Raw genomic sequence first — 26,779 nt, 5'->3', positions numbered from 1 at the left:
GTCCAGCCTCGAACCCACGGAGTATCCCGCATGCGCCAGATCGCCCTGACCACCCTGATCGCCGCCGCGCTCTGCGCATGCAGCCCGTCGACGCCCGAATCGAGCGCGCCCGCGCCGACCGCAACGCCGGCACCCGTCCAGCCGCCACAGGCATCGGAAACGCCAAAGCAAACGGAAGCGGCGGCGCCCGCGAAGGAAATTCCGGAAGGCGCCTGCGGTGACCAGGGCAAGTTGCCACCGGAGCAGCGCGTCGCCAATACCGCGCGCTGGACCACCGCGAGCGAGCAGGACAATTTCGGTTTCGATGTCTATCGCGGCGACAGCGAGAAGGGCGAGTTCACCAAGCTGACCAAGGAGCCGATCCTCGGCGCCGGCACCTCGGACGAAACGCACAAGTACGAATACCGCGACGACGCGATCGATCCGTGCAGGGGATACTGGTACTACGTCGAAGGCATCACCACCAGCGGCGCGCGCGAGAAGTTCACGCCGACGTTCCTCGCTCCGGCGAAACGCCGCGCGGTCGGCAGCACGTCGTCGGCGACGACGACGCCGGAACCGGGCGTGCCGGCCAAGGAGTGATCGCGGATCGCCGCGGCCTGCCGCGATGAACCCCGTCGCGCCGGGCGTCGCGCGCCGCCGGCAGAGGCTCGCGGCGTTGTTCGTCGCACTGTTCGCTCTTTCACAGGCGCTGCTCTGGTTCGCTTATTACGCACACGGCGCGAAACCGCTGATCGGCGACGAGCAGGGCTATCAGGACACCGCACTGGCGATCCTCGCCGGCGGCGCGTGGATGCCGAACACGATCTGGCCGCCGCTGCAGCCGCTGCTGCTGGCCGCGATCTATACGGCCTTCGGCGCGCATGTGCTGGCCGCGCAGATCGTCCAGACCTTGCTGTTCGTCGCCTGCGCGGCCTTGCTGCGCGATCTCTGGCGACGGCTCGGCGGCAGTGTCGCGGCGGCGAACACGGCGGCCGCGCTGTTTCTGCTGAACCCGGCGACCGCGGCCTACGCGCAATGGCTGTGGCCGGAAATCCCGCACCTGTTCCTGCTGCTGGCCGCGTTGTGCCTGCTTGCGCGTGCGCCGTCGCGGCTGAGCGCGTTCGCGGCGGGCGCATGCATCGCTCTCGCTATCCTCGCTAAGAGCCTGCTCTCGGCGTTCTGGCCGGCATTCCTGATCGCGTTCCTGCGCCGCGAACGGCCGCATCTGCTGCTGCGTCCGGCCGCGCTGTTCGTTCTCGGTCTCGCATTGGTCACCGCACCAGCGCTCTGGCACGGCTGGCGCGCGTACGGGCGGCCGATGATCGCAGACAGTTCGGTCTACAACCTCTGGATCGGCCTGACCGATCGCTGGCGCAGCGACTATGTCGAGGACATGGGCGGCGCGACCTTGCCCGCGTTCATCGCCAGCGGCACGACGCCACAGGAACGCAACGCTGCCTATCTGGAAAAGCTGCGCGCTCTGGTCGCCGAGCGGGGCCTCGCCGCGACGCTCGCCGGCCAGTTCGGGCGTCAGTATTTCCGTTTGTTCAGTGTGAAGACCCCGCTGGTTTCGCAACTGCCGGGGCCGGCCTGCGCCGGACATCTGTCGGTCTATCGCACGTCGCCGTGGCTGACGCGCACGTTGACGGTCGCGAATGATTGGCTGCATGCCCTGATGCTGGCTGCGGCGGCGTTCGGCATCGTGTGCTGGCGCTGGCGAAGGATGCCTGCCGGCGCGCTGCGCCCACTGCGGGATCCGCTGCTCGCGGTGATCACGCTGCTCATCGCCTACCAGCTCGGCCTGATGCTGCTGATCCACGTGAAGGCGCGCTTCCTGCTGCCGCTGCTGCCGTTCCTGTGCGGTTTCGCCGGCAGCTTCCTCGCCGCACTGCGCAGGCACCTCGCTGCTCGTTCGGAGGACGTGATCGCGCTGACACCGATGCGCCTCGCGCTTGGCGCGTTGCTGGCGGTACTGCTGCTGTTCCTCGCATTCGCAGGCCCGGCGCTGGATCACCTCTGCGCGGGCTGAGCGGCAGAATCCGGTATCCTCGCGCAGCTTCCGTCGTCCTTTTTCCCATGCGCCAGCACCTGATCGAACTCGTCCTGTTCAGCACCTACGCAGAGCTGCGTGCCGAACGCGCGCGCAGCTATCTCGGACTGATCTGGTGGGTACTCGATCCGGCGATGCAGATGGCGGTCTGGTGGCTGCTGATCGAGGTGATCCTGCATGCCGGCGGGCCGGGCTACCTGCCGTCGCTGCTGATCGGCCTGACGCTCTGGCAGTGGATGAAATCGTGCATGACGCATGGCGGCTACGCGATCTGGAGCAATCTCGCCCTGATCCGCCAGGTGCATCTGCCGCCGCTGGTGTTCCCGATCGTCGCGATGCTGTCCGACACGGTGAAGTTCCTCTACATCTTCGCGGTGCTGCTGGTCATCCTGTGGATCTCCGGTTATCCACCGAACCTGGCCTATTTCGGCCTGCTGCCGTTGTTTCTCGCGATGTTCCTGCTGTCGGCCGGCGTCGGCTTCGTGATCGCGGCGCTGGTGCCGCTGCTGCCGGACCTGCGGTTCGTGATCGAGCAGGTGTTGCAGGTCGTCATGTACCTGTCCGGCGTCGTGTTCCTGCTCTCGAACGTGCCGTCGCCGCTGCGCGAGATCCTCTCGCTGAACCCGATCGCGGTGATCATGGACGCCGCGCGCGGCATCCTGATGCACGGCCAGTGGCCGAACTGGGTCGGTCTGACCAAGGCCAGCCTGATTGCGCTCGCCGCCTGCGCGATCGGCGCGTTCGTGGTCGCGCGGCTCGCACCGCGCTTTCCGAAGCTGGCGGTTTGAGAGCCTGCTCATGGTCTTCCAGCACCCCGCGTTGTCCCGCAGAAGCCGTCAGATGGGAGTGCGAGCCGGGCAGGTTGGCTGTCTGTTCAAGCAGCGCGCTGCCGCATGGCGGCCTCTGCGGGTCAACCCGGAGGGCCGGGGCGGTTTGTCCGCATCGCTTCGTCATCGTTCAGTCGTGGACCGACATCCGCTCCTTCACTCTTCCTCGCCCTGCGAACAAACCGGCTCCGGCGCGGAGCGCTGGAAGATCATGAGTAGGCTCTAATGGGCGAGATCCTGGTCGAACTGCGCAATGTCGGTGTCGCGTTCAGCGCACAGCGCCAGCTCAACGACAACCGTTTCTGGGCGCTCGAGGACGTCAGCCTCTCGCTGCGCCGTGGCGAGCGTCTCGGCGTGATCGGCCGCAACGGCGCTGGCAAGAGCACGCTGCTGCGCGTGATCGCCGGCATCCTCGTGCCCGACCGCGGCAGCGTTCAGCGTGCGCCGGTGTCATGCCAGCTGCTGTCGCTCGCGCTCGGCTTCACTCCACACCTGTCCGGCCGCGACAACGCGATCCTGTCCGGCCTGATGCTCGGCCTGCGCCGTCGCGACATCGTCGCGCGGCTGCCGGCGATCCGTGAGTTCTCCGAACTCGGCGAATTCTTCGAGCAGCCGATCGCCGCCTACTCGGCGGGCATGACCATGCGCCTTGCGTTCTCGGTCGCGATCCAGGTGGAACCCGACGTGTTGCTGATCGACGAAGTGCTCGCGGTCGGCGATGCCGAGTTCCAGCAGAAATCCGGCGCCGCGCTGCGCCAGCGCATGGGCGAAGGCCACACGGTCGTACTGGTCAGCCACGACGAATCGCAGGTCGCCAAGCTCTGCGATCGCGTGCTCTGGGTCGAGCACGGCAAGAGCGTGCTGGAGGGCGGTCGTGACGATGTGTTCGCGGCCTACCATCGCGACCTGCATCTGGGTGGAGCGGCCGCGTGAGCGCGTTCGCCACGCAGCGCATCGCCGGATTGGCGCGCGCGCTGGGCGTGTCGCCACGCCAGGCACTGCTCGCCGCGGCGCGGCTCGCGCGCGATGGGACCACCGGTGATGCGCAACGTCGATGCGAAATCGTGCGCGACGCGCGCGCGCAACTGACCGCGATGCAAGGCACCGCCGCGCTGCTGCTGGCGACGCCGATCGCGAGTTTCGCGCAGGACGATGTCGAGCGCGCGCTGGCGAGCCTGTGGCCGGCGCGCTTCGCAACGGACGCCTGAGCGATGCGCGGCGCCGCCCTGATCGTGCTCGCCTGGAACCAGTGGCCGCTGACGCGGCGCTGCCTCGATTCGCTGCTGGCCAGCGACCTCGACGAAACGGAAGTCATCGTCGTCGATAACGGCAGCAGCGATGAGACTCCGCTGGAACTGGCCGCGTACACCGATCGCGTGCGCGTCGTGACCCTGCCGGAAAACCGCGGCTTCGTGCGCGGCATGAACGCGGGCATCGCGGCGGCGCGGGCCGATGACGATGTCGTGCTGCTCAACAACGACCTGGTGTTCACGCAAGCCGACTGGCTCGGCCGAGTGCGCGACGCCGCCTATGCGGACCCGAAGAACGGCATCGTCGGCTGTCGCCTGCTCGGCCCTGAGGTCGAAGGCCGCGTCTACCACGTCGGCGGCTACATCGAGCCCTACGACCTGCACGGCGAGCAGACCGAATCCGGTCTGGTCGAACGCGAAGTCGCACAATACCCGCACCTGCGCGGCGTGCACGCCATAGCTTTCGCGGTCGCCTACCTGCGGCGCGACTGTCTCGATCGCATCGGCAGGCTCGATGAGGCCTTCCACAGTTATTTCGAGGATACCGACTACTGCCTGCGCGCGGCCGATGCCGGCATTGCCAGCGTGGTCGCCGGCGCGGTGACCCTGCGCCACGACCAGCACGGCTCGACTGGCGACGATGGCCGTTTCCGCGCTCGGCTGTTCGCACAAAGCCGCACGACGTTCGCTGCGCGCTGGTGCGAGCGGCTGCGCGCGGACTACCGCGGCGATGTGACGTGGCACGGGGCAACGCGCTTTCCGCATGTTCAGGCCGAACTCGCACGCCTGTTCGTGCGCCGCCTCGACGCGCGCGGCCTGCGCATGGCGTTCGCGCCGGTCGCGCTCGAACTCGGTGACGCACAGGATCGCCGGCTCGACCTCGCCGCGAGCCGACGTGCTGTCGCGCTGCCCGATGTCGCGCTCGTCTGCGCACCGGGTGCGGCATTCACGCAGGCGCGCGGCCGCCGTAGCGTCGGCATCGCGTTCGGCGAATGGGAGCGCGTGCCGGAGACTTGGGCGCCGGGCACCAACGCGCTCGACCTCCTCATCGTGCCGGATGCATTCCAGCGCGACGCATTCCGCGCCGCCGGCGTGTCCACGCCGATCGAGATCCTGCCGCTCGGCATCGACCGCGACTATTGCCACACCGCTGTCCCCGCACCGCGCCATCCGCAGGGCGCGTGCGTGTTTCTCACCGTCGTCGAGGAGCTCGCACGCGACGCGCCGGACGTTCTGGTTGCCGCGTTCCGCCGCGCATTCGGCGAGGATGAGCCCGTCGAGCTGCTGATCCATATCCGCCCCGGCCGCGACACCGCCGCGATCTCGTCTGCATTGGCGCCTGTGCGTGCGGGCGATGCGCGCGTGCGCATACTCGACGGCTGGGGTTTTCCGTGGCACCAGCGCGCGCAGCTGCTTTCGGCGGCCGATGCGTATGTGTCGGCGCGGCGCGGCGGCGGCTGGGATCCGCTCGCGGCCGAGGCGCTCGCCTGCGGAAGAGTCCTGGTCGCGACTGTGTTCGGCAGCCAGGCCGAGTTAGTGCGCGCGTACGGCTTGCCGGTCGCCGTCGCACGACTTGTCGAGGACCCGGCACATCCCGGGCTACGCTGGGCCGAGCCGGATGCCGACGCGCTCGCCGCGCAGCTGCGGATCGTGTTCGAACAGCGCGCACGCCTCGTGGCGGATGCGCATGCACGCGCCGCTGCATTCGCCTGTGAACACGACATCGAAGCCAGCGCCAACCGACTCGTCGAACTGCTCGCGCGCGGCGGCACGCTCGCCGCGCCGCGCGTCCGACCCGCGCCGCATCGACCGGCGCAGCTGATGCGACCCGCCGGCGGCCAGATCGTCGTGCTCGGCATGCACCGCTCCGGCACCTCGAGCGTGGCCGGCCTGCTTGCGCGCATGGGGGCTTCGGCCGGGCCGGAGGACGACCTGCTGGTCGGCCCGGACAATCCGAAAGGTCACTACGAATCCGCTCGCCTGCATGGCGCCTGCCTGCGCCGGCTCGCCGCGGCCGGCGGCGACTGGAAGAATCCGCCAACCGGCGCGCCGCCGGCGGCGATCGACACGTTCCGGCGCGAAGTCGCCGCGCTGCTCGACACCTTCGACGCGCAGCGGCCCTGGCTGATCAAGGAACCGCGCCTGTGCCTGCTCGCGCGCGAGCTGCTGCCGCTGCTGACGCGACCGGTGTTCGTGCATGTCGTGCGCGATCCGCACGAGGTCGCCGATTCGCTCGCCGCGCGCGACGACATGGCGCGCGCGCCTGCGCTCGCGTTGTGGGAGCACTACACGGATGCCGCGTTCGAGGCGAGTCGTGGCTGGCCGCGTCTCGTCGTCGACTATGCGGATCTGCTCGCCGATCCGGTGCGCATCGCGGCCAGGCTGCGCACCGACCTTGGCGCGCTCGGCGTCGGAGGCTTGCTCGAACCCGACCCGGCGCGCGTGCGCGAATGGATCGAACCGCCGTCGGGCCGCGCGCGCGCGCCGGTGGCGGCGCGCATTGATCTCAGCGCTGCACAGCGCGCGTTGTGGGCTGCGATCGTGGATCGCAGTATCCTCCACGCGGATGGATCACCCGTCGCGGGCCTGCAGGATGGCGGCGTGAGCGAAACGCGCGCGCGCGGCGGCGGAGACTGAGTCGATGTTCGCGTTCCTGCGCAATCGTTTGCGCGCGGCGCCGGCGCTGCAGGCGCCGTTGCAGTCGGCCGACTGGGATGGCCGCACGCTCACGCTCGCATTCGCCGCAGGCAGCTCCGGCGAGATCGCGCTCGATCTGGATGGCTGTTTCTTCTCCCATATGCACCTCGATCATGCGCAGCGCGCGCGGTTCACGCTCGCGTTTTCGCCGTCCGGTCGCGAGCTGATCGACGTGCTGCCGCGGCTCGGCCGCGACGGCGTGCCACTCGCGCCCCAGCCGCTGCGCCTGCGTTGCGGCGCGGCCGGCATCGCGACGGCGCGCGGCGATGCGCCTCGCACACTCGCACCGCTGCCCGAATCGTCGCAACTCGTCCCATTCGGCGTCGACGTCGCCGCGCCCGAGGTCGCGATCGTGGTACCGGTCTACAACGCGCCGGACCTGGTCGAGCGCTGCCTCGATGCGGTGCTCGCCCACACCACCGGCCGCGCGCGCCTGATCGTGATCGATGACGCGAGCCCGGATCCGGCGATCGCGCCGCTGCTCGCGCACTACGCCGGTCTCGCCCGTGTCAGCGTGCTGCGCAACGGCACCAATCGTGGCTTCACCACAACCGCGAACCGCGGTATCGCGGAAGCGGGCACCGCCGATGTCGTGCTGCTCAACGCGGATACCGAAGTCGGCCCGAACTGGCTGAGCGGCCTGCGTCGCGCCGCGTACTCGAGCGACGACATCGGCACCGCGACCGCGGTGTCCGACAACGCCGGCGCGTTCTCGGTGCCGGAACTCGAACAGGCGAACGCGCTGCCGGCGTGCTGGACCTTCGAGCAGGCCGCGCGCGCGCTCTGGCAGCAGGCCGGATTTGCGTATCCGGCGCTGCCGACCGGCAATGGCTTCTGCCTGTATATCCGGCGTGCCGCGATCGACGCGGTCGGCGCGCTCGACGAGGCGGCGTTCCCACAGGGCTACGGCGAGGAAAACGATTTCTGCCAACGTGCGGCGCAGCGCGGCTTCCGGCACCTGATTGCCGGCAACGTATTGGTCAAGCACGCGCGCAGCCAGAGTTTCGGCGAGGAACGCCGGCTCGCGCTTGGGAAGGCCGGCATGGCCGTGCTGCGTGAACGCTGGCCGGACTACGAAGCCGAAGTCGGTGCGACCCTGTTCTCGTTCGAGCGCCGCGTGCTCGACTGGCGCGTACGGCGTATCTTCGCCGACGCACGCGATACCACTGCGCCGAAGCCGCGCGTGCTCTGGGTCGGCGCGGGTGCACCGGACTGGAGCGACGCCGAAGTGTGGAACCTGCGCGCGAGTGGTGACCGCAACGAACTGGTGTTCGAGGGCGCGGTCGTGGCCATGAACATCTGGAAGGCGGACCAGGCGGAAACTTCGTATCGCGCGCTGTGGAACTGGCTGCAGATGTACGCGTTCGAACGCCTCGTCGTGGTCGAGCGCAAGGAGTCCGCCGCCGAGATCCTGTGCCGGCTGCTCGACATCCCGATCGCGCCGGTCGGCGCGGTGTTCGCCGCGTCGGCGCGCGAATCGCTGCGTTCCGCGGAAGCGGACCTGCGCAGTTTTCCGGAGCGCGAACAATGAACCTGCCCTACACCCGCGCGCTGGTCACCGGCGTCAGCGGCCAGGACGGCGCGTTGCTCGCCGCGCATCTGCTGAATCTGGGTGTCGAGGTCGTCGGCACGCATCGGCCAGCGCGCGAACCGGATCTGTGGCGGCTGCGCGAACTCGGCGTCGCCGCGCATCCGCGCCTGCGTCTCCTCGCGCTCGAACCCGGCGACGCGGCAGCCTGCACGGCGCTGATCACGGCGAGCGCGCCACAGGCGTTGTTCCATCTGGCCGGGCAGTCGCGCGTCGCCGATTCGTTCCGCGATCCGTCGGCGAGTCTGGTCGCGAACGGCACCAGCGCAGTGAACCTGCTCGAGGCGCTGCGCACGCAGGCGCCGCACGCGCATTTCGTGCTCGCCTCGAGCGCCGAGATCTTCGGCGCACCGTTGCATGCACCGCAGGATGAAACCACGCCGCTCGCCGCGCGTTCGCCGTACGGCTTGTCGAAGCTGGTCGCGCATGCCGCTGTCGGCGGCTGGCGCGCAAGCTACGGTCTGCGCGCATCGAGCGCGATCCTGTTCAACCACGAATCGGAGCTGCGCGATCCCGCCTTCGTGACGCGCAAGCTGAGCCGCGGCGTCGCGCGCATCGCGTTCGGGCTCGAGACCGCGATCACGCTCGGCAACCTCGATGCACGGCGCGATTTCGGCTATGCACCGGACTACGTCGCCGCAATGACGGCGATGGCCGCGCGCGAGGCCGGCGACGACTACGTGCTCGCGACCGGCGTCGCTGCGAGCATCCGCGACTTTGCGGGCGCCGCGTTCGCGGCGGCCGGCATCGCGCTGGACTGGTTCGGCGAGGGCGTCGACGAGGTCGGCGTCGAACATGGCAGCGACAAGGTGCGCGTGCGTGTCGATCCGGCGCTGTTCCGCCCGGTCGACGCGCCGCTGCTGGTCGGCGACTCGACCAAGGCGCGCCGCGAACTCGGCTTCGCGCCGACGCTGGACCTGGCCAGCCTGGCGCGGCGCATGGTCGAAGCCGACCTCAGGAGGTTGAGGGGGAGGCAGGATGCCGACCGGGGGACGCTTCAGGGATGAACACTTGCGCCTGCGCCCCTGCCGATCTGGCGCGCGAACGTGGCGCGCCTGGGTACGGCACGTCGCCCGAAGCGGACCATCATTGATGCGGGTCATCTTCAACGTCGACGCGATCACCGCGCCGCTGACCGGCATCGGCCGCTACGCACTCGAGCTCGCGCGCGGCTTGGCGCGGCATCGCGAAGTCGAAGCGCTGCGACTGTATTCGGCGTACCGGTGGGTCGGCGATCCCGAGCATGCGCTGGCCGCGAACCGGACCATCGCGACCTTGCGCAAGAACGTGCCGTTCAAGACGGCGGCGCTCGAGGCCTACACGCAGCTGCGCTCGGCGATGTTCCGCCTGCACACGCGGCAGATGCGCGACTGGCTGCTGCACACGCCGAACTACGTGCTGATGCCGTTCGCGGGACCGGCGCTGACGACCGTGCACGACCTGTCCTGGCTGAACTATCCGGAGACGCATCCGGTCGAGCGTGTGCGTTTCCTCGACCGGCACCTGCCGCGCACGCTGGAAAAGGCCGCGGCGGTATTCACCGATTCGCAGTTCATCGCCGACGAGATCGTGACCAAACTCGACGTGCCGCGCGCGAAGGTGCGCGTGGTGCCGCTCGGCGCCGACGCCGCGTACCGGCCGCGCGCGCACGACGAACTCATGCCCGCACTGGCGAAACACGACCTGGCGGACAAGGCCTACCTGCTCGTCGTCGCGACGCAGGAGCCGCGCAAGAATCTCGCGCGGCTCGTGCGCGCGTATGCGGCACTGCCGGCGAGCCTGCGCGCGCGCCATCCGCTGGTCATCGTCGGCGCGCGCGGCTGGCTCAGCGCCGAGCTCGAGAGCGTGCTGGCGCCACTGGAAGCGCGCGGCGAAGTGCGCCGGCTCGGCTATGTCGCCGAGAGCGAATTGCCGCTGGTCTATGCCGGCGCGCATGCGTTCGCATTTCCGTCGCTGTACGAGGGTTTCGGCCTGCCCGTGCTGGAGGCGATGGCGAGCGGCGTGCCGGTGCTGACCTCGAACGTGTCGTCGCTGCCGGAAATCGCGCGCGACGCCGCCGGCGAAGTTGCGCTGACCGTCGATCCACTCGACGAATCCGCACTGCGCGGCGGACTCGAACGCGTGCTCGAGGACGCTGCGTGGCGTGACCAGGCCAGGCCACGCGGCATCCAGCGCGCACGTGGGTTCACCTGGGCGCGTTGCGTCGACGAAACCGTCGCGGTGTATCGCGAGGTGCTGGCGTCGAACTCCCTGCGCGAACCGCTATAGACTGCGGCGAGTTTCCATGGAGAAGACGATGACGGATCGCGGATTCGTTCGGATCATGCAATTCAGCGCGGCGCTCGTTTGTGCAACCGCCGCGGGCATCGGCTCGGCGCAGCTCCTGCAGCCACAACCGCCCGCACCTCAAACGAACGCGCCGGCCGCGCCGGTGTCGGCCGCGGCCGAAGGCATCTACGCGGGCACGCGGCCGAGCCTGCTGCAGATCCGCACCCTGGTCCAGGCCGCCGGCCGGCAGTCGTCGATCGGTTCGGGCTTCCTGGTCAGCGCGGACGGCCTTGCGATCACGAACTACCACGTGGTCTCGCAGTTCGCGTTGGAACCGAAGACCTATCGCCTCGAATTCGCGCGGCCGGACGGCACGCAGGGCGCGCTGAGCCTGCTCGCGATCGATATCGCGGACGATCTTGCGGTGGTCCGGCTCGAAGGCGAAGACCTGCCGCATCTGGAGTTCGATGCGGCTGCGGTCAATGGCGAGCTGCCGCGCGGCGAACGCGTCTACGCGATGGGCAATCCGCTCGACCTCGGCTTCACGATCGTCGAGGGCACCTACAACGGCCTGGTCGAGCGCAGCTACAACGAGCGCGTGCATTTCACCGGCGCGATCAATCCGGGCATGAGTGGCGGTCCCGCGGTCACCGGCGGCGGCAAGGTCGTCGGCATCAACGTCGCCAAGCGCCTCGACGGCGAGCTGGTCAGTTTCCTCGTGCCGGCCAGCAAGGCCGCGGCCCTGCTCGAACGCGCACGCAAGGACGCACCGCTCACGCTCGCGCAGACGCGCGAGGAGATCGACCGCCAGCTGCTGGCCTGGCAAGGCGCGTTCTACCAGGCGCTCGATGCGAAGGGCTTCCGTGAAACGAAGTTCGGTCCGTACCAGGCGCCGGAAAGCTCGGCGCCGTGGTTCAACTGCTGGGCACGCACCAACGCCGAGCAGACGCCGAAACCGCGCGCGCAGATGGACAGCTCCAGCTGCAATTCGCAGAGCTCGCTGTTCGTCGCCGAGGATATCGAGAGCGGCCGCACCGAGCTCACGCACGCGTACGTGCGCAGCAGCGACCTCAACGCGTTCCAGTTCGCCGCATCGCTGTCGCAGTACTACGGCTCGGCGGCGATGACGCGCTCGTGGTCGCGCAAGCGCCTGACCCAGCCCGAATGCCATGAAGATTTCGTCGCGCCCGCGGATGCGGCGACCGCGCCGGTGCTGCGCGCGGTCTGGTGCGCGCGCGCCTACCGCGATTTCGCCGGGCTCTACGACGTCGCGCTGACCACGGTCACGCAGGATCGCGACAAGGAAGCGCTGGTGTCGCGGCTCGCGATGCAGGGCGTCAGCTACGACAACGCGCTCGCGCTGGCGAAGCGCTTCATGGGAGCGGTCGCATGGACGAAGTGACCTGGATCGAGGTGCTGTCGCGTCACCGCGAGGTCGCGTCGCGGCAGCGCGTGGCGACGAACGCGGTCACGATCGGCCGCGCCTACGACAACGACGTCGTGCTCGACGATCCGCACGTCGCCGCGCATCACCTGCGCCTCGTGCGCGGCGATGACGGCGCGTGGGTCGCCGAGGATCTCGGCAGCCTCAACGGCTTGTTCGCGGATGGCCAGCACCAGCGGCAGGCAAGGGTCGTGCTCAATGGCGGCACCACACTGCGCATCGGCCACACCGGCCTGCGCCTGCGCACGTCGGCGCAACCGGTGCCGGCGGAGCAGCCGCTGCTGCGCAGCGCGCCGAGCTGGCCGCTGGCGCTCGGCTGTCTCGCGTTGGTGTTCGGCCTGGCCCTGCTCGACCTGTGGCTGCGCGAGACCGGCGAGCCGAAACTCATCGGCTATCTGACGCCGTTGTTGACGCTGGCGGTGATGGTTGCGATCTGGACCTCGGCGTGGAGCGTGCTGTCGCGCATCTTCGGCGGCCATGCGCGCTTCGGCCTGCACCTGCTGATCGTCGGCGCCGGCCTGCTCGCCTACACGCTGTACGAGCAAGCCAGCGAACTCGGCGCGTTCGCGCTGTCGTGGACCGCGCTCGCGCGCAGCGTCTATGCCGGCGCGTGGCTGGCGTTCGCTGCGGTCTGCTTCGCGCACCTGCGCGTGCTCGGCAACACGCGGCTGCCGCTGAAGGCGATCGCGGTGCTCGCGCTGGCCGCGCTTGGCATCGGCATGCAAAGCCTGAAGCAGTCCGACTGGCGCGCGAACTACGGCCAGCCGGTCACCTTGCAGCGGCTGGAGCCGCCGTCGCTGCGCATCGTGTCTGCGCACAGCGAAATCGTGTTCTTCGCGAACGTTGCGAGCCTGAAGGCGGGGCTCGACAAGGCGCGCAGTGAAGAGCCCGCCGGTGGAGAGAGCGGCGCGGAGATGGGTGGCGGCGAGTGACTGCTGCTTCGGTGCGTGTGCCGAGAGTGTTGATAGCGAGTGTCGGAGTTGATGGTCAGTCTGTCGGCCACGATCGGTTTGCGTGCGGATCGACATGTAGGAATCAGCCAAGCGGCGTGGTCTGCGGCCGATCCCAACGCCGAAACCTGGACTTTCCGACACCCACCCACCGTAGGAGCAACGGGATCAGAGAACATTTGGACTAGCATCACGTCGGGAAAGATGGCGACGGGGCCCACTATTGATGCGCGGGCACAGGCCAACGTTTCGCCGGCGAGCCGGAAGCAACGACTCTACGGAACCTTCTTGATATACAAGACACCGGGCAGCTTGTCGAAGTGCGCATCGCAGTTCCCGCGCGGTCGCATAGACGATCGCATCGGCGGTAGCCAGTTTGTACTGGCGATGCAGGTCGTCGAAAATTCCATCGCGGTCCGCCAAGGCGAACACGGACCATTCCAGCCTCATGTTTCAACGTCGCCGGCTTTGCGCAGAGCCGCCGCACGGCGCTTCGCGAAATGGGCCTCGATGTCCTCGTGCGCAATCGCCGGGCGCGGATCGTCCAACGCCTCCCGCACCTTCGCGCGGAACCAGGCATCGTGCGCGGCCGGATCAGCGGCGAAGGCGAACGGCAGCGCGCCCTCGTTGGCAACGCGCGTCAGCAGGATGCGCACGGCATCGCTGACCGTCAGTCCCATGCTGTCCAGCACCGCCGCCGCCCGCTCTTTCACGGCGGCGTCGATGCGTGTCTGTACAAGTGCGTTGGCGGCCAACGTCGGATCTCCGATGCGATAAAAACGATATCGGCGCTGTAATTCATGTGCATGACAGTTGCAAAGACGGGCTGCGCGGCAGGGCCGCTCAGCGTGCGCCACTTGCGGCTGTCACGCCCGAGCCGGATTTCTCCTCGGTGGCGATCGTCGCAGGCGGCGCATCGAAATCGAGGATCGCGATCGTGTCGGAGTGGCGTACCGGCGGTTGGTATGGCGGACGCATGAGTTCACGCCACCATTCTGTGAGCGCGATGCGCAACGGCTTCGCGGGAGCCGAAACGATCTTCGGGAAATCGATGCCGCCGACCGCATCGCGGCCGGTCGTCGACGACGCGGCATAGACGCGCACCTCGGCGACCTTGCCGGCCACGCTCGCCGGCAGCGGCAGGCGGAAGCGCGCCTCATCCGTGCGGTAGTTCGACGAGGCCAGCTTGTTGCTTTTCGCATCGAGCCAGTCGATCGCGACATTGCCATTGAAGCGCGGCCAGCCGAGGTCGACCAGCACGCCGTCGTTCCAGCGCCCGCCGTCGCGGACGACCCTCGCGGTGTCGCGCGGGCGTTCCAGCACGACCGCCGGGTCGCCGAGCAGGTTGTACATTTCGACCAGAGTGCGGTCCTGCGACTGCTTCTTCGCACGCACGATCGCCTCGCCGATCGTCGCACCCGGCGTCAGCAGTTCGCTGATGATGCTCTTGCTGAACGCGGGCGACGGCGAGTTGCGCCATGACGCGGCGAACACCGCGATCGCGCCCTTGCCCGGTTCGCGCAGGAATTTCTCGCCGATCGAGTCCTCGGTCGGGTTGTCGAACGGCGCCGAGTAGCAGGTCATCGACAGCACCATCGGCAGGCGTTCGCTGTTCTTCAGCGAGGACACGTCGTCGAGCGTGAAGAGATCGGCGTTCTTGTGCAGGTCCGGCGGCCCGGTGCGCCAGATGTAGCGACCACCGTGGCCGATGAAGTGCACGATCAGGCGGCCGTCGTCGATGCCGTCGCGGATCGCGGTCTGGTGCGCCGCGTTGTCGGTTTCCTTCGGGCTCGCATAGACCTTGTCGGCGAGAAAGCCTTCCTTGCCGAGGGTTGTCGCGATCTCGTCCGAGGCCTGCTTGAACGCGTCGAGCTCGTCGGTGATGAACATCACATCGCGTCGCCACGCGCCGAGCTGCGGCTTGGAGAGATAGTCGATGGTCTTGTCGACGATCGCCTTGACCTCGGTCGGTTCGACCACCGGAAAGCGTCCAATCGCGACGACCGGATGCCAGTCGTCGCCATCGATCGCGCCGAACCAGTTGTCGCTGGCCGACTGGCCTTCCGGCGACGGGTACTGCCAGGTCGGGATCAGGTTGCGGTCGGCGAGCTTCTTCGGCTGCTCCTTGTAGGGCGTACCGGGGATCGCGCCGAACGAGTTCGGAAACAGCAGTTCCTGGTTCGTCCACTTCGCGTAGGCGCCATCGTTGTAGGTGTCGTGGCGGATGTCGTAGCTGGCATCGCCGACCAGCAGCAGGAAGCGCGGCTTCGTCGGCCAGTCGTGGTACGCGGCGCTGACCAGGTTGCGGATCGCCTGCGGATGCGTGATGCCGTGGTTGAACTGGTCGTAGACCGCGTTGATGTCGAGGATCGCGACCTTGAGGCCGCGCTTCTCGTGGAACTCGGCGAGCGGCCGGATCGCGTCGATCAGGCGCGGATGCGCGACGATGAGATAGTCGTAGCCCTGCGTCGGATGCCGCCACTCTTCGCCGATCGCGGCGCGCAAGCTGACCGGCTTGGCGAGCTGACCGTCGAGTGCCGGCAGCAGTTCGATGCCGGTCGCGGCCGGCGCGAATGCGTAGCGACCATTGCCGATTGCGCGGCCGGGCCGGCGCACGCCATCGCTGCCGTACAGGACCGGCGTACCCGCACCGCGATACGCGAGCTGCAACGGCTGCGCCGCTTCCGCGCGCACTGTGAGCGGCAGTGCGCTCACGTCGAGGTCGCCAGCGAGCGGATAGCGCGCTTCGAGCCAATTGAACATCACCACGTCGACGACGCTGACCGCGTTGTCCCATGGCAGTGCACGCTTGGGCACGCGCATCGTCAGCACGTTGCCACGAACCTTCAGCAGCGCCGCCGGCACGTCGACATCGCGATGCACCTCGTCACGGCCATCCCAGTGCAACGGCGCCAGCGCATGACCGTTGATGCTGACCTCGACAAGGTGATCGTCGGGCTTGGCGTCCCTGTGCTTTCCAGGTACCGGCAGATCGGATAGCCCGCGGAAGTTCAACGTCAGCTTCGTGCCTGCGCCACGCGGGTCGAGGTCGGGCAGGTCGAAGCGCGTCTCGAACGGCTGCGGATCGACCTGGGTCAGCTTCGCCCATTGCCAGACATCGGATTCCTCGCCCGGCTTCTGCTGCTCCTGGTCGAGGCGGATCATCAGGTTTTCCTGCTCGACATGCAGCTTGCGTGCGAGCGCGGCGCGGCCGCTTCCGCTCGTCTCGACATCACGCAGGCGCGCATGCGCGCCCGGCGCCGCACCGAGCAGGTAGACGTTGTTCACGCTGAACGGGTCGTACCAACTTTCCGGTCCGTGCAGCGGCTGGCCGATCCATTCGATACGGTCGCCGTCGGCGAAGCGCTCGCCACGTGCGACCACGCGGATCGGCACGTCCTTGCCGTTCCAGGTCAGCACGAGATCGCTGGCGGCACAGTCGGCGAGTCCCGGTTGCGCGGCCGCGATCGCGGCGTGGTCGAGCGTGTAGACGCCGGCGTGTTCGAGCTCGATGTGCAGCTCGCCGCTGCACGCGAGCACCTGCAGCGGAGCGACGATGAGGACAAGCGCGAGCGCGCGAATGAGAGGTCTGGATGACATGGCGGGAGCGATCGCGGTATGGCGCCCGCGCAGCAGAGAACCGGAATCGGAACGAGGGAGGCTACCGGCCCGACCGCGTGCCCGCAACCACTGCCGACGCATGGGAGTGCCGCGGTTTGAATAGGTAGCCGTTCGTGGATGCTTCGACAGGCTCAGCACAGGGTACGCCTACGGCGTATCGAACCATGAACGGCGGCGCCCGACGCCGTTCACCCTTCGATACCTCAGGGCGAACGGTGGTGAGATTTCAAACTGAGGTATTACCTGGCGAATCGGGCGGGCCATAGAACCGCTCGAGCAGCGCGCTGACGGCCGGTGCCGCGCCATGCAGCATCGTCGGATCGGAGAAATGCAGCTCGCTGACGACGGCGAAGTATTCCTCGACGCTCTCCGCCGCATACGGATCGATCAGCGTGTCGCGCCCGCGCTCGACCGCACGCAGCAGCGCGTCATAGGCCGGCTGCATCGCGGCGATCCAGTCGCGCCGCGTGATATGCGCGGGCAGACGCGGTACGCCATTCATCGCGCCGTCGAGCATGTCGAGCTTGTGCGCGATCTCGTGCGCGACCACGTTGAAGCCGTCGAACGGGTGCTCGAGATCGGTCGCCACGTCGGTCCAGGACAGGATCAGCGGACCGCGCTCCCAGGCTTCACCGATCAGGTCGTCCTCGCCCTCGGTGACCACGCCGCTGCGCTCGTCGTGATGTTCGCGCTTCACTCTGAACTCGCCCGGATAGACGATGACCTCGCGCCAACCGGCGAGCCAGTCGAAGCCGAGGTGCAGCACCGGAAGGCAAGCGAGCGTCGCGATCGCGAGGCATTGCTGTTCCGTCAGCTCGTGGCCGCCTGCGGCGCTGAAGGTTTTCCTGGCCAGGAAGCGCGAGGTGAGTTCGCGCAGGAGGGCCCGCTCCTGCGCGGACAGGCATTCGAACAGCGCGGAGGCAGCAAGCATCGCCTGCCAGTCGCCGTCGCCGATGCGCGGAGCGGGAGCGAACGAATGACGCAGTCGCGCCAGCCAGTTGAGGAATGCGGTCATGATCTCGGGAGCTTATGCAATGCCGTCATCCCGGCGAAGGCCGGGATCCAGTTTTCGCATAAGCCACAGAGGAAGCGCAGGGGAATCAGAAGCTGGATCCCGTGTCATCGGCCATCCATGGCCTGCACGGGATGAGTCCATCCTGGACTCACTTGATCGCGCCGGGTACCAGCGATTGCCAGCGGTAGCTCGGGCGCTTCGGCGTTGCCGCGGCGGGCTGGGCCGGATCGCCGGCCTGGATCAATGTCTTGGGGGGTGACAGCTCGAGTCCGCCGGCCTCGTGTGCAGCATGCGGCGCGGAGCCATCGCCGCCGCGCAGCGCGCGCGCGCCGATCGAGCCACCGCCGCTGTTGTCGTCCGGAATCTCCACCAGCGCACTGCGGCCGCCGGAGCCGCTGTGCGATTCGCTCGCGTCCAGCGCGAGCAAGCCGACGCCGCGCAACGGCGCGTTCTGCGCGAGCGCTGCGGCACTGGACATCGCGGCAACGATGGCCGCAAGGGCGATGACAGGCTTCTTCATGAGGGTTTTCCCGGCGACGACGCCTAGGGAAGCCGTAATGCTCGCACGTTCCATTTCCCGACTCCAGCCGTCTGCCCGGCTCTAGCATCGTTTGTGCCACCGGCGCCGGATGGCGATCTGCATGGTGTCGTTCGGGGGCCGGTGATCGAAAAAGCGTGTCCGCCGGACGCCTGCGGACACGACGGACAGTGCCCCCGGCACGACGAACCGTGTACGGATCCGGGTTCGGGGCGACTCCGTGTGTCTGCCTCGGCTTGGATGCGCGCGCAGGTACAAAGGTTGCGTGGCACGACACTCCGCCCGGCCGGCCGCGGCTACACTTCAGCGATCACCCGCATCCAGACCGTAGCCGTGCTCGATCGCCAGGCCCTGAACAGGACGACCACCGCTCCGGCAACCACGGCGCGCGCCGCGGGCCTCACGCTGCCGGTGCTGCTGGCCGAACTCGCCGCCGGTGCGCCCGTGTCCGGCAGTGAATTTGCCGCCCGCTTCGGCGTGACCCGGGCCGCGGTCTGGAAACGGGTCGAGCGTCTGCGCGAGCTCGGGCTCGCCGTGTCGGCGCAACCGGGCGGCGGCTATCGACTCGATACGCCGGTCGATCTGCTCGACGCGGCACGGATCGAAACCGCCGTTGCGGCGCGCACGCGGCTCGGCAACCTCGCCGTGCACTGGCAGATCGACTCGACCAGCAGCGAGCTGCTGCGTCGCGTCGGCAGCGATCCGCGCGATCGCCTCGCCTGCCTCGCCGAAATCCAGACCCGGGGGCGCGGCCGGCGCGGGCGCGCCTGGCGGATGCCCCTGGCCGGCGGGATCGCGCTGTCGCTGCTGAAACGCTTCGATGGCGGCATGGCGTCGCTGGCCGGCCTCAGCCTCGTCGTCGGCATCGCCTGCGTCGAAGCGCTGACCGAACTCGGCATCGGCGAGGTCGGCCTGAAATGGCCGAACGACCTGATCGCGCGCGGCGCCAAGCTCGGTGGCATTCTGGTCGAACTCGGCGGCGATGCGCTCGGACCGTGCCATGCGGTGATCGGCATCGGTATCAACGTGCGTCTCGACGCGCGCGCGGGTGCGGCGATCGACCAGCCTTGGATCGACTTGGCGACGCTGGCGGCGGATGCGCCGCCGCAGCGCAACCGGATTGCCGCGCACCTGCTCGACCGGCTCGTCGATGTGCTCGATCGCTTCGCGGACAGCGGTTTCGCCGCGTTCGCCGACAGGTACGCCCGGTACGACCTGTTGCAGGGGCGGCGCGTGCGCGTGCTGCGTGCGGACGGCGTGCGCGAAGGCATCGCGCGCAGCGTCGACACACGCGGCGCATTGCGCGTCGTGTTCGCCGATGGCGAACACGCAGTCGACAGCGGCGATGTCACGATCCGGGAGGGCGCATGAAGCTGCTGATCGACCTCGGCAACACGCGCCTCAAGTGGGCGACCCTGACCGGCGCGAACTTGCAGGCCGGCGGCGTGTTTACGCATGCCGGCAAGCCGCTGTTTTCCGAACTGCGCCGCGAATGGGTCGAACTGGCGCGCGTCGACGGGGTGCTCGTCGCAAGCGTCGTCGCGCCGACGCGCGAGGACGAACTCGACGCGTACGTGCACGACCGGTTCGGCCTGCACGCCGAGTTCCTGCGCAGTCCGGCCGCGGCACTCGGCGTGCGCAACGCGTATGCGGAACCGGCGCGGCTCGGCATCGACCGTTTCCTCGCGCTTGCCGCGCTGCATGCCGAGCATCCGCGCGCGCAGGTGCTGGCCAGCGTCGGCACTGCGCTCACCCTCGATGCGCTCGCCGCGGACGGCGTTCATCACGGCGGCGTGATCGTCGCGAGCCCCCAGTTGATGCGCGAGGCGGTGCTGAACGGCACCGCGCGCGTTGGCACCGCGAGTGGCCGCTGCCGCGAACTGCCGGACAACACGGCCGATGCGGTCGTCACCGGTTCCCTGTACGCAGCGGCCGGCACGATCGACCGATTCTGTGCGGCTGCGGCACGCCGTCTGGGTTCGGTGCCTGCGCTGATCCTGACCGGCGGCGGTGCCGACGAGCTTGCTCCGCTCATCGTGCCCGTCGAACGCACGCACGATCTCGTGCTGCGTGGTCTTGCGCTGTGGGCGGATGCGCTGGCGCCACGACGCTAGAATCATCTTTTCGTCTCGTCCGAGGTCTGCTCGCCCCGATGTTCGTCCGCGCCCTCTTCCTGCTGCTGCTCGCACTGAACCTCGGTGGCGCGTGCTGGCTGCTGTTCGCGCACCACCCGCAATCGGGGCGGGCGGCGACCGATCCGGGCGTGCCGAAGCTGGCGCTGCTGTCCGAGCGCGACGGCGGCGACGCGGCCGACGCGGAACTCGCCACCGCACCCGAGAGCAAGGCCGATCTCGCCAACGACCAGTGCCGCACGCTGGGCCCCTTCCCGACCCAGGCCGACACACGCGCCGCGATGAATGCACTGACGCCGCTGACCAAGCGCATCCGTACCCGCGAGACGCGCGCCCCGCAGACGCGTGGCTACTGGGTCTACCTGCCGGCGATGCCGAACCGCGAACAGGCGCTCGGCACCGCGCGCACCTTGTCGCAGAAAGGCGTGCGCGACTACTACGTGGTCACCGCCGGCGACCAGCAGAACACGATCTCGCTCGGCCTGTTCCGCGACCAGGGCAATGCCGAGCGCCGGCGCGCCGAAATCGCCGCGCTCGGCTTCACGCCGCAAGTCAACACGCGCACCGAGGACCTGCCGGCGTACTGGCTCGACTATGCGCTCGCCGGCTCCGAGCCGCTGGACTGGCGCCGTCGCGTGACCGCGCAACGCGATCTGCGCGAGGACGCTATCGATTGCTTCTGACGCGGCCCCGAGCACTGCTAGAATGCGCGCCCCGTGCCGGCATAGCTCAGTTGGTAGAGCAACCGCCTTGTAAGCGGTAGGTCCCCAGTTCGAATCCGGGTGCCGGCACCATTTCAGCGTCCGATGGCGTCTGTCGCCACCCGGAAACGCGCGCTGCACCATTCCTCTTGCGCGCCATGGTCTTCCGTCAACCCGCTATCAGCCGTATCGGGCTCGTGGTGATCGACGGCGCGACGCGTGCGGTCCTTTGGACCTATCTCTTCTGCGGCGTGTCGGGCTGGACCTTGGCTGACGCAATGGAAGCCATCGCGCAGGGTTCGACGGAATCGATGTGCTGGCGAAAGTTCTCGCACAGAAGGCGCGCCGCATCCTGGTGTCCCGATTCGGATAGCACGGTCGCCAGGCGACCGGTTGCCTTCGGATGCAGCGGAGCGTAATCGAGTACCCGCTGGTACCAGCCTTGCGCTTCGCGAAGGCGGCCGCTCGCGCGATAGCGATCTCCAATCAGCACGCCCAACTCGGCATACCAGGGCTGAATGCGCGTGGTCTGGCTGTCGTAGACCCGGGTCATCGCGGCGTAGGCCGCCTCGAAATAGGGCAGCGCCTCGTCTGCGCGACCGGATAGTTCGAGAACGTCACCGATGTTGATGAGCGGACCCCAGGCGTCCGCGTCGAGTGCGACCGCACGTCGGTAGGACTCGATCGCGCGATCGAACTCCATGCGTGCGCTGAGCACCAGACCCAGCGCCTTGTGGGAAGCCGCGTCATTCGGTGCCAGCTGCACGGCCTGCTGTGCGAGTTGCTCGGCGCGTTGCAGCAGGCGAAGTGCCGGAGGTGAACGCATGTTGCCATGCTGGAGCGCATCGCCAAGCCGGCTGTATCCGATCGTGCCCGACTCGCTGGAGCCATCCGGCCAGCGGATCACCTTCTGCACCAGTGCATTCGCAAGGCCGGCGTACGCGGGGGCATAGTCGGGATGTGACACGAGGATGCGTTCGTACAGCTCGATGGCCGCTTCGTTTTCGGGGCGCGAATACTGGAAGTAGAAGTCGTTGGCGCGCTCGACGACGACGCGCGCCTCGGCCAGCGCCGTTCTGGGCGTGGAGAATCCGAGCCACACCGCCAGCGAAAGCACGACCCCGATCGCTACGACGACGGCACCTGCGTGCGCCCGGATCAACGGCGTTCTCGCGGGTGTCCGGACCGGCGGGTTGTCCGCGCCGTGCCGCGCAGGCGGCTTCGGCGCCATCAGCCGATAACCCCGCTTGGGGATGGTTTCGACGAAACGCGGCTCCTTCGGATCGTCGCCGAGTGCCTTGCGCAGCTTGGAGACCGTTCGGGCCAGCGTGTCCTCGCCGACGATCACCCGCGGCCAGAGCTGCAGCATGATCTCGTCTTTCGAGAACACACCGTCCGGTCGCGACGCGAGCAGCAGAAGCAGATCCATGACCTTCGGCTCCAGCCGCACGCGGCTCGACGCACCGACCAGTTCTCCCGTGGCGCGGCAGGCATGCCATTCGCCGATCACCGCGGAATCCGGGCAACTTGCTGTATCCATCGTCGAATCCTCGCACTCCGGCATTCCGTCAGGAAAAAGGGAGGAATTCTCCCTGGCCATGCTGCCGTGTTTCATCGTCAATGTGCGCTCTGACGCATCCTTTCGACACGCGTTCAGCAAGACACTACAACCAGGAGACAAGGATGAAACTGCGGACCCTAACCGCCCTACCCGGCATCGCGATATTCCTCGCCCTGTTCGCCGGCGGCCAAGCCCTCGGCGCCGACAAGCCTGTCGAGGCGCAGACATATGCCGCGAAACAGGTGCGCGCCGACTTCGACGAATTGTACGAGCGTTTGCAGGCCACGCACTACGATCTCTACGCCCGTCGTTCCAAGCCGGATTTCGATGCCCGTTTCAAGAGCCTGCGCGGCTCTTTCGACACGCCGATGAAGCGGTTCGACATCCAGACGCGATTTCAGGATTTCATCGCCTACGGCAACGTCGCGCACGCACGGATCGACTTTCCCATGGACGTCTACAGGGCCTACCGCGCCGGGGGCGGGAAGGTGTTTCCGCTTCGCGTCCGCATCGTCAACGGTGCGGCTCGGGTCAGTTCGAATCAGAGCGGGCTGGACGCGATCTCCCTCGGAGACGAGATCGTCGCGTTCGATGGCCAACCCGGCGCGGCATGGCTGTCGAGCCTGCGCAGACACCTGTCCGCCGACAACGACTATATGGCCTATGCGATGCTGGAGTCGCTCCTGCCGGCGGTCGAGTGGCTCGAGCACCGCGACGCGACTCGGTTTCACATGAAGCTGCGCACCGCCCAGGGCAAGACGTACGAGGTCGTGGTTCCCGCGCGCTCCCGCGACGAGATGCAGGCGTCTTCGGAAAAACTGCCCAAGACGTTCGAACTCGACTGGGACAAGCGCGAATCGAGGATGCTGCAGAACGGCGTCGCGTATCTGCGTCCCGGACCGTTCTACAACAACGACCCCGGCGCAACCAACATGTGGGACGCGACCGCGTACTCGGTATTTATCGATGCGGCATTCTGGCGCTTCATCGAAGCAGGTGCGAAGAGCCTCGTGATCGACCTGCGCGACAATCCCGGCGGCGACAACTCCTTCAGCGACCCCATGGTGAGCTGGTTCGCGACCAAACCGTTCCGCTTCGCATCGGACTTCCGCATCAAGGTGAGCCAGGCTGCGATCGATACCAACCGGAAACGACTCGTTGCCAACGCCGACGATGCCGCTTCGACTTCGCACAAGCTGGCCGCAGCGTATGCGACACGCAAACCCGGCGACGTGTTCTCATACGAGATTCCGCTGGCACAACCTCGCCCCGGCACTCGATTCCAGGGCAAGGTCTTCCTGCTGATCAACCGCCACTCCTACTCCAACACGGTGTCGGTCGCAGCGCTGGCCCAGGACTACGGATTCGCCACGATCCTGGGCGAGGAAACCTCCGACCTGGCCACGACCTATGGCGCGATGGAGGAGTTCGAACTCTCGCGCACCGGCGTCACGGTCGGCTTCCCCAAGGCCTACATCATCCGTCCGAGCGGAGCGACCGACGCGCGCGGCGTGCGCCCCGACATCGCCATCGACACGCCCACGGTCCCGACACAGGAGGACACCGTGTTGGCGCGAGCGGCCGAGATTGCGGGAAAGGCGGGCGGATAAGCGCAGCATGCGGGTCCCATCCAACCCTCCTCTTGCCGGGGAGGGTTGAAGGTGATCAGCGCGCGCGCGAACGCGTCGGCCAGCGCGCTGTTGGCGGCCGGCGCCGCGGACTTCTTCGCGGGTGCGGAACGAGGGCTGCCACGTTCATTGCGTTCGTCGCGCGCAGGACGTGCTCCGGCGCAACACGACCTGTGCGCGGAAGCTATCTCATGGCACCCGGCAACCCGCCGGGGCCGGCGTGAGTCGCGACAAATTCAGTCTACCGGCAATGCCGGCATTCGAGCCCGACGTGAACGTGTAGGTCAGCGTTGCGGCTGTACAGTTTTGGAAAATTAGACTGCCGACCTGGGCGGTCGAAGTGGCTGCTGCCTGGTTGAACAAACCGCCACTGGTTTCGTAGATGCCGATGTCGTTCACGCTGCTGCTGCCCGGCGTCGGCACCGCCACGCACGCGGAGCAAGGTTCAGCGCAATCGCTGCATTGCCGTCGCAACAATCGGAGCGAGTTGGGATAGCTGCGTACGTTTGTCATGGGCGGCATCGGCATGAAGCGCAAGCAGAAACGCCATCGTGTCGTGGCGCTTGGCCAATCCCGCCTGGCTCCAGTACGCGTCGTCCCAGCTCGCGAGCGGTGCGGGGTCGGCCACATTGTGCAACCAGCGTTGCCAGTCCGACTCGGAATACACACCGCGCAGCGCCACCGCTGCGACCGCTTCCGCCAGCCGCTCGCTTTCGCCGTAGACATAGAAACGCGCTTCGGCGGCGACAACCTGACTGGCGAGCGCACGCAGGATCTCGTCGAGTTCCGGTCTGCCGAAATCCGGTTCGAGCGCGAGCTGCGCTAGCAAGTCGGCGGCATGCGCAACGCCATGACGCCAGCCGACCGTGTCGTCGAACCCACGATAGTCTCGTAGCGTCGTCATGTATGACGTGGCCGCGGCGAGCAAGGCGTGGCGTGCGGCGGCGTCGAGAAACGGAGACGTGCGGTCGGCATTGACCGCTTCGGAAAGTATCAATGCGGCGAACGGCTTGGCGACGCCGTCTGGATCCGGCCGGTCTCGAGCGAGTTCAGCCTTGAGCCGCGCCTCGATGAATTTCCACGTCGCAGCGTCGAGCGCATTGCCTTCGCGCCATGCCGCATAGGCCTCGTAGCCAATGCGGTCGCGCAGCTCCGGATCGGGATCGCGCAGGCACGCAAGGAGCCCGCGCGCCAGCGATGCCCGCGTTGCGGCATCGTCGATGACGAAATGCGCCTGCTTGAGCGCGCGTAGCTTCGGAAGGTCGAACCCGCTTGGAGGACAGCCGGCGATACGCGCGTCGGCCAGCATCGGAACCAGCAGGCACAACAGCCACAACGATGTTCGATACGCGCGATAACGCATTGCGATGCACTTCCTGGGTCGAGGCCGTGCGATTCTTGGATACGACGATGCCTCGCGGTCAGTGCCATACGTCGTGCACGCTGCATCGGTTCGCGCGGTGAGCCGCCGTGTCGAGCGTGGATTTCTCCATTCGGGCCATCGAGTCCGCTTCGAGACAGCCGGCGCGCCGTCACTCGGGCGAAGTCACCGCGGCAGTACGGCGCCCCATGCAGCGGTGACATTGCCGCCCAACCGCCATTCGTTGAACGGGCGGCGCGGTGCGATCAGCGTGGGAAGCCGCTTGTCCCGTGTGTGGGCGTAGTAGGGCTCCATCCACGAAAGCTCGTCCTGAAACGTCCACGGGAAGGGCTTCTGTTCGACCGGTGTGATCCTGGCAAAGCTGGAAGGATCCTGCACCGCCTGAATCACCAGGTTCGCCAGTCGGCCGATGGCGCCGTGATTTTCCTGGTAGAGGTCCACGCCGTGCCGCTGCGCCAGCTCGGCGGCGAATACGAGAGGGATCAACGCGAACGTGTGATAGTGAAGCGCGCGATCGCCGCGTTTGATCTCCCGCTCCAGTTCGCCCCGCGGACCGATGTCACGGATCCCTTCGCGCGCTCGCGCAAGGCCGGCCTCGACGAGCTCCTGTTGCCTCGCGACCGTGCCGATCGCGACAAGATTCAATCCGGCCCAATACACCAGGTTATTGTGCAAGTGATTGATCGCGTCCGCGTCGCGCGTGGCGACGGCGATGCGCGCCAGCCACGGCGTGATGATGCGCAGTCGCTGTTCGTTGGCGCTGCTGACGTCCTTGGGCAACCGCAGCAGCACCAATGCAAAATCGGTCCCCGCCCAGGAGCGTTCATAGTAGCCCTGATACCCGGCGATCGGCCCCATCAGGGCATCCGCGCGCGCCCAGCCCTCCAGCAGGTCGAGCGCGCATGACCATTGATTCGAGTCGGCGGCCTTGTTGAGGCGATCGACGAATCCGCGCATCGGCTTGACCGCCTGCGCATAGCCGGCCGGATCGTCATAGAACCCCGGCGGATCGATCGACAACGCCGGCGCCGGCACGGAACAGGCAACCGCGTGGCCGACGCCCAGGCTGATCAAACCCGCACTGAACCACCCCATGATTCGACGGCGCATGGCCTGTCCTCTTGGTTAGTTTTCGAATTCCCGGGC

At 67.8% G+C, this 26,779-nt stretch carries 23 protein-coding genes and 1 tRNA gene; 16 read left to right on the top strand and 8 right to left on the bottom strand.

What is annotated here, in order from left to right; genetic code table 11:
* The first annotated feature begins 30 nt into the window (after positions 1-30).
* The 11 genes from ABD002_RS07970 to ABD002_RS07920 all read left to right on the top strand — a co-directional run bounded on the left by ABD002_RS07970 (position 31) and on the right by ABD002_RS07920 (position 13,038).
* Positions 31-582 (top strand): hypothetical protein, encoded by a 552-nt coding sequence (locus tag ABD002_RS07970; RefSeq protein WP_343789147.1) that lies wholly within the window; start codon positions 31-33, stop codon positions 580-582.
* A gap of 25 nt (positions 583-607) precedes the next feature.
* A complete protein-coding gene (locus tag ABD002_RS07965; RefSeq protein WP_343789144.1) occupies positions 608-2,011 on the top strand; it encodes a glycosyltransferase family 39 protein in 1,404 nt (467 codons plus the stop codon).
* A 47-nt stretch (positions 2,012-2,058) separates the two neighbouring features.
* Entirely contained in the window at positions 2,059-2,820 is a 762-nt protein-coding gene (locus ABD002_RS07960) for an ABC transporter permease (RefSeq protein ID WP_343789141.1), read from the top strand.
* A gap of 264 nt (positions 2,821-3,084) precedes the next feature.
* Positions 3,085-3,792 (top strand): ABC transporter ATP-binding protein, encoded by a 708-nt coding sequence (locus ABD002_RS07955; RefSeq protein WP_343789138.1) that lies wholly within the window; start codon positions 3,085-3,087, stop codon positions 3,790-3,792.
* Positions 3,789-4,067: a hypothetical protein gene (locus ABD002_RS07950; RefSeq protein WP_343789136.1), complete on the top strand. Its 279-nt coding sequence runs from the start codon at positions 3,789-3,791 to the stop codon at positions 4,065-4,067. Before ABD002_RS07955 ends, ABD002_RS07950 begins: the two co-directional genes overlap by 4 nt.
* Before the next feature lie 3 nt (positions 4,068-4,070).
* Complete coding sequence (locus tag ABD002_RS07945) at positions 4,071-6,746, top strand: glycosyltransferase (RefSeq protein ID WP_343789133.1); 2,676 nt, start codon at positions 4,071-4,073, stop codon at positions 6,744-6,746.
* A 4-nt stretch (positions 6,747-6,750) separates the two neighbouring features.
* Positions 6,751-8,337, top strand: coding sequence for a glycosyltransferase family 2 protein (locus ABD002_RS07940; protein ID WP_343789131.1), 1,587 nt, complete (start codon positions 6,751-6,753; stop codon positions 8,335-8,337).
* Complete coding sequence (locus tag ABD002_RS07935) at positions 8,334-9,401, top strand: GDP-mannose 4,6-dehydratase (RefSeq protein ID WP_343789128.1); 1,068 nt, start codon at positions 8,334-8,336, stop codon at positions 9,399-9,401. Before ABD002_RS07940 ends, ABD002_RS07935 begins: the two co-directional genes overlap by 4 nt.
* 85 nt (positions 9,402-9,486) lie before the next feature.
* Positions 9,487-10,662: a glycosyltransferase family 4 protein gene (locus tag ABD002_RS07930; RefSeq protein WP_343789126.1), complete on the top strand. Its 1,176-nt coding sequence runs from the start codon at positions 9,487-9,489 to the stop codon at positions 10,660-10,662.
* A 28-nt stretch (positions 10,663-10,690) separates the two neighbouring features.
* On the top strand, positions 10,691-12,064 hold the full coding sequence (locus ABD002_RS07925; RefSeq protein ID WP_343789123.1) for a S1C family serine protease: 1,374 nt from the start codon (positions 10,691-10,693) through the stop codon (positions 12,062-12,064).
* The gene (locus tag ABD002_RS07920; protein WP_343789120.1) at positions 12,052-13,038 is read left to right on the top strand and encodes an FHA domain-containing protein; all 987 of its coding nucleotides are present in this window, start codon (positions 12,052-12,054) and stop codon (positions 13,036-13,038) included. Before ABD002_RS07925 ends, ABD002_RS07920 begins: the two co-directional genes overlap by 13 nt.
* 464 nt (positions 13,039-13,502) lie before the next feature.
* On the opposite strand, the gene ABD002_RS07915 is transcribed toward ABD002_RS07920, so the two are convergent.
* From ABD002_RS07915 to ABD002_RS07900, 4 genes are all read right to left on the bottom strand, one after another.
* Complete coding sequence (locus ABD002_RS07915) at positions 13,503-13,811, bottom strand: type II toxin-antitoxin system RelB/DinJ family antitoxin (protein WP_343789117.1); 309 nt, start codon at positions 13,809-13,811, stop codon at positions 13,503-13,505.
* 88 nt (positions 13,812-13,899) lie between these two features.
* Positions 13,900-16,656 (bottom strand): C25 family cysteine peptidase, encoded by a 2,757-nt coding sequence (locus ABD002_RS07910; RefSeq protein ID WP_343789114.1) that lies wholly within the window; start codon positions 16,654-16,656, stop codon positions 13,900-13,902.
* A gap of 247 nt (positions 16,657-16,903) precedes the next feature.
* Positions 16,904-17,692 (bottom strand): M90 family metallopeptidase, encoded by a 789-nt coding sequence (locus tag ABD002_RS07905; RefSeq protein ID WP_343789111.1) that lies wholly within the window; start codon positions 17,690-17,692, stop codon positions 16,904-16,906.
* A gap of 148 nt (positions 17,693-17,840) precedes the next feature.
* Positions 17,841-18,212, bottom strand: coding sequence for a hypothetical protein (locus ABD002_RS07900; RefSeq protein ID WP_343789109.1), 372 nt, complete (start codon positions 18,210-18,212; stop codon positions 17,841-17,843).
* Positions 18,213-18,563: 351 nt separating this feature from the next.
* Between ABD002_RS07900 and ABD002_RS07895 the strand changes: the two genes are divergently transcribed.
* The 4 genes from ABD002_RS07895 to ABD002_RS07880 all read left to right on the top strand — a co-directional run bounded on the left by ABD002_RS07895 (position 18,564) and on the right by ABD002_RS07880 (position 21,156).
* Positions 18,564-19,601, top strand: a complete 1,038-nt coding sequence (locus ABD002_RS07895; RefSeq protein ID WP_343789107.1) for a biotin--[acetyl-CoA-carboxylase] ligase — start codon at positions 18,564-18,566, stop codon at positions 19,599-19,601.
* Positions 19,598-20,344 carry a type III pantothenate kinase gene (locus tag ABD002_RS07890; protein WP_343789104.1) on the top strand — a complete coding sequence of 249 codons (747 nt, stop codon included), beginning with the start codon at positions 19,598-19,600 and terminating at the stop codon, positions 20,342-20,344. Before ABD002_RS07895 ends, ABD002_RS07890 begins: the two co-directional genes overlap by 4 nt.
* 38 nt (positions 20,345-20,382) lie before the next feature.
* A complete protein-coding gene (locus ABD002_RS07885) occupies positions 20,383-21,045 on the top strand; it encodes an SPOR domain-containing protein (RefSeq protein ID WP_343789101.1) in 663 nt (220 codons plus the stop codon).
* Between the two features lie 35 nt (positions 21,046-21,080).
* Positions 21,081-21,156: transfer RNA gene (locus ABD002_RS07880), tRNA-Thr, on the top strand.
* Positions 21,157-21,298: 142 nt separating this feature from the next.
* On the opposite strand, the gene ABD002_RS07875 is transcribed toward ABD002_RS07880, so the two are convergent.
* Complete coding sequence (locus ABD002_RS07875; RefSeq protein WP_343789100.1) at positions 21,299-22,603, bottom strand: winged helix-turn-helix domain-containing protein; 1,305 nt, start codon at positions 22,601-22,603, stop codon at positions 21,299-21,301.
* A 143-nt stretch (positions 22,604-22,746) separates the two neighbouring features.
* Here ABD002_RS07875 and ABD002_RS07870 point away from each other — a divergent pair, with 143 nt between their 5' ends.
* Positions 22,747-24,234, top strand: coding sequence for a S41 family peptidase (locus ABD002_RS07870; RefSeq protein WP_343789098.1), 1,488 nt, complete (start codon positions 22,747-22,749; stop codon positions 24,232-24,234).
* A 207-nt stretch (positions 24,235-24,441) separates the two neighbouring features.
* Here the strand turns inward: ABD002_RS07870 and ABD002_RS07865 are convergent, their stop codons facing one another.
* From ABD002_RS07865 to ABD002_RS07855, 3 genes are all read right to left on the bottom strand, one after another.
* Entirely contained in the window at positions 24,442-24,651 is a 210-nt protein-coding gene (locus ABD002_RS07865) for a hypothetical protein (RefSeq protein ID WP_343789096.1), read from the bottom strand.
* A gap of 46 nt (positions 24,652-24,697) precedes the next feature.
* Entirely contained in the window at positions 24,698-25,615 is a 918-nt protein-coding gene (locus ABD002_RS07860; protein ID WP_343789094.1) for a DUF2785 domain-containing protein, read from the bottom strand.
* A 183-nt stretch (positions 25,616-25,798) separates the two neighbouring features.
* Entirely contained in the window at positions 25,799-26,653 is an 855-nt protein-coding gene (locus ABD002_RS07855) for an alginate lyase family protein (RefSeq protein ID WP_343789091.1), read from the bottom strand.
* Positions 26,654-26,779 lie beyond the last annotated feature (126 nt).

The organism is Dokdonella soli (genome assembly GCF_039523175.1).
GTDB lineage: Bacteria > Pseudomonadota > Gammaproteobacteria > Xanthomonadales > Rhodanobacteraceae > Dokdonella_A > Dokdonella_A soli.
This window is presented reverse-complemented; position numbering and strand designations above follow the sequence as displayed.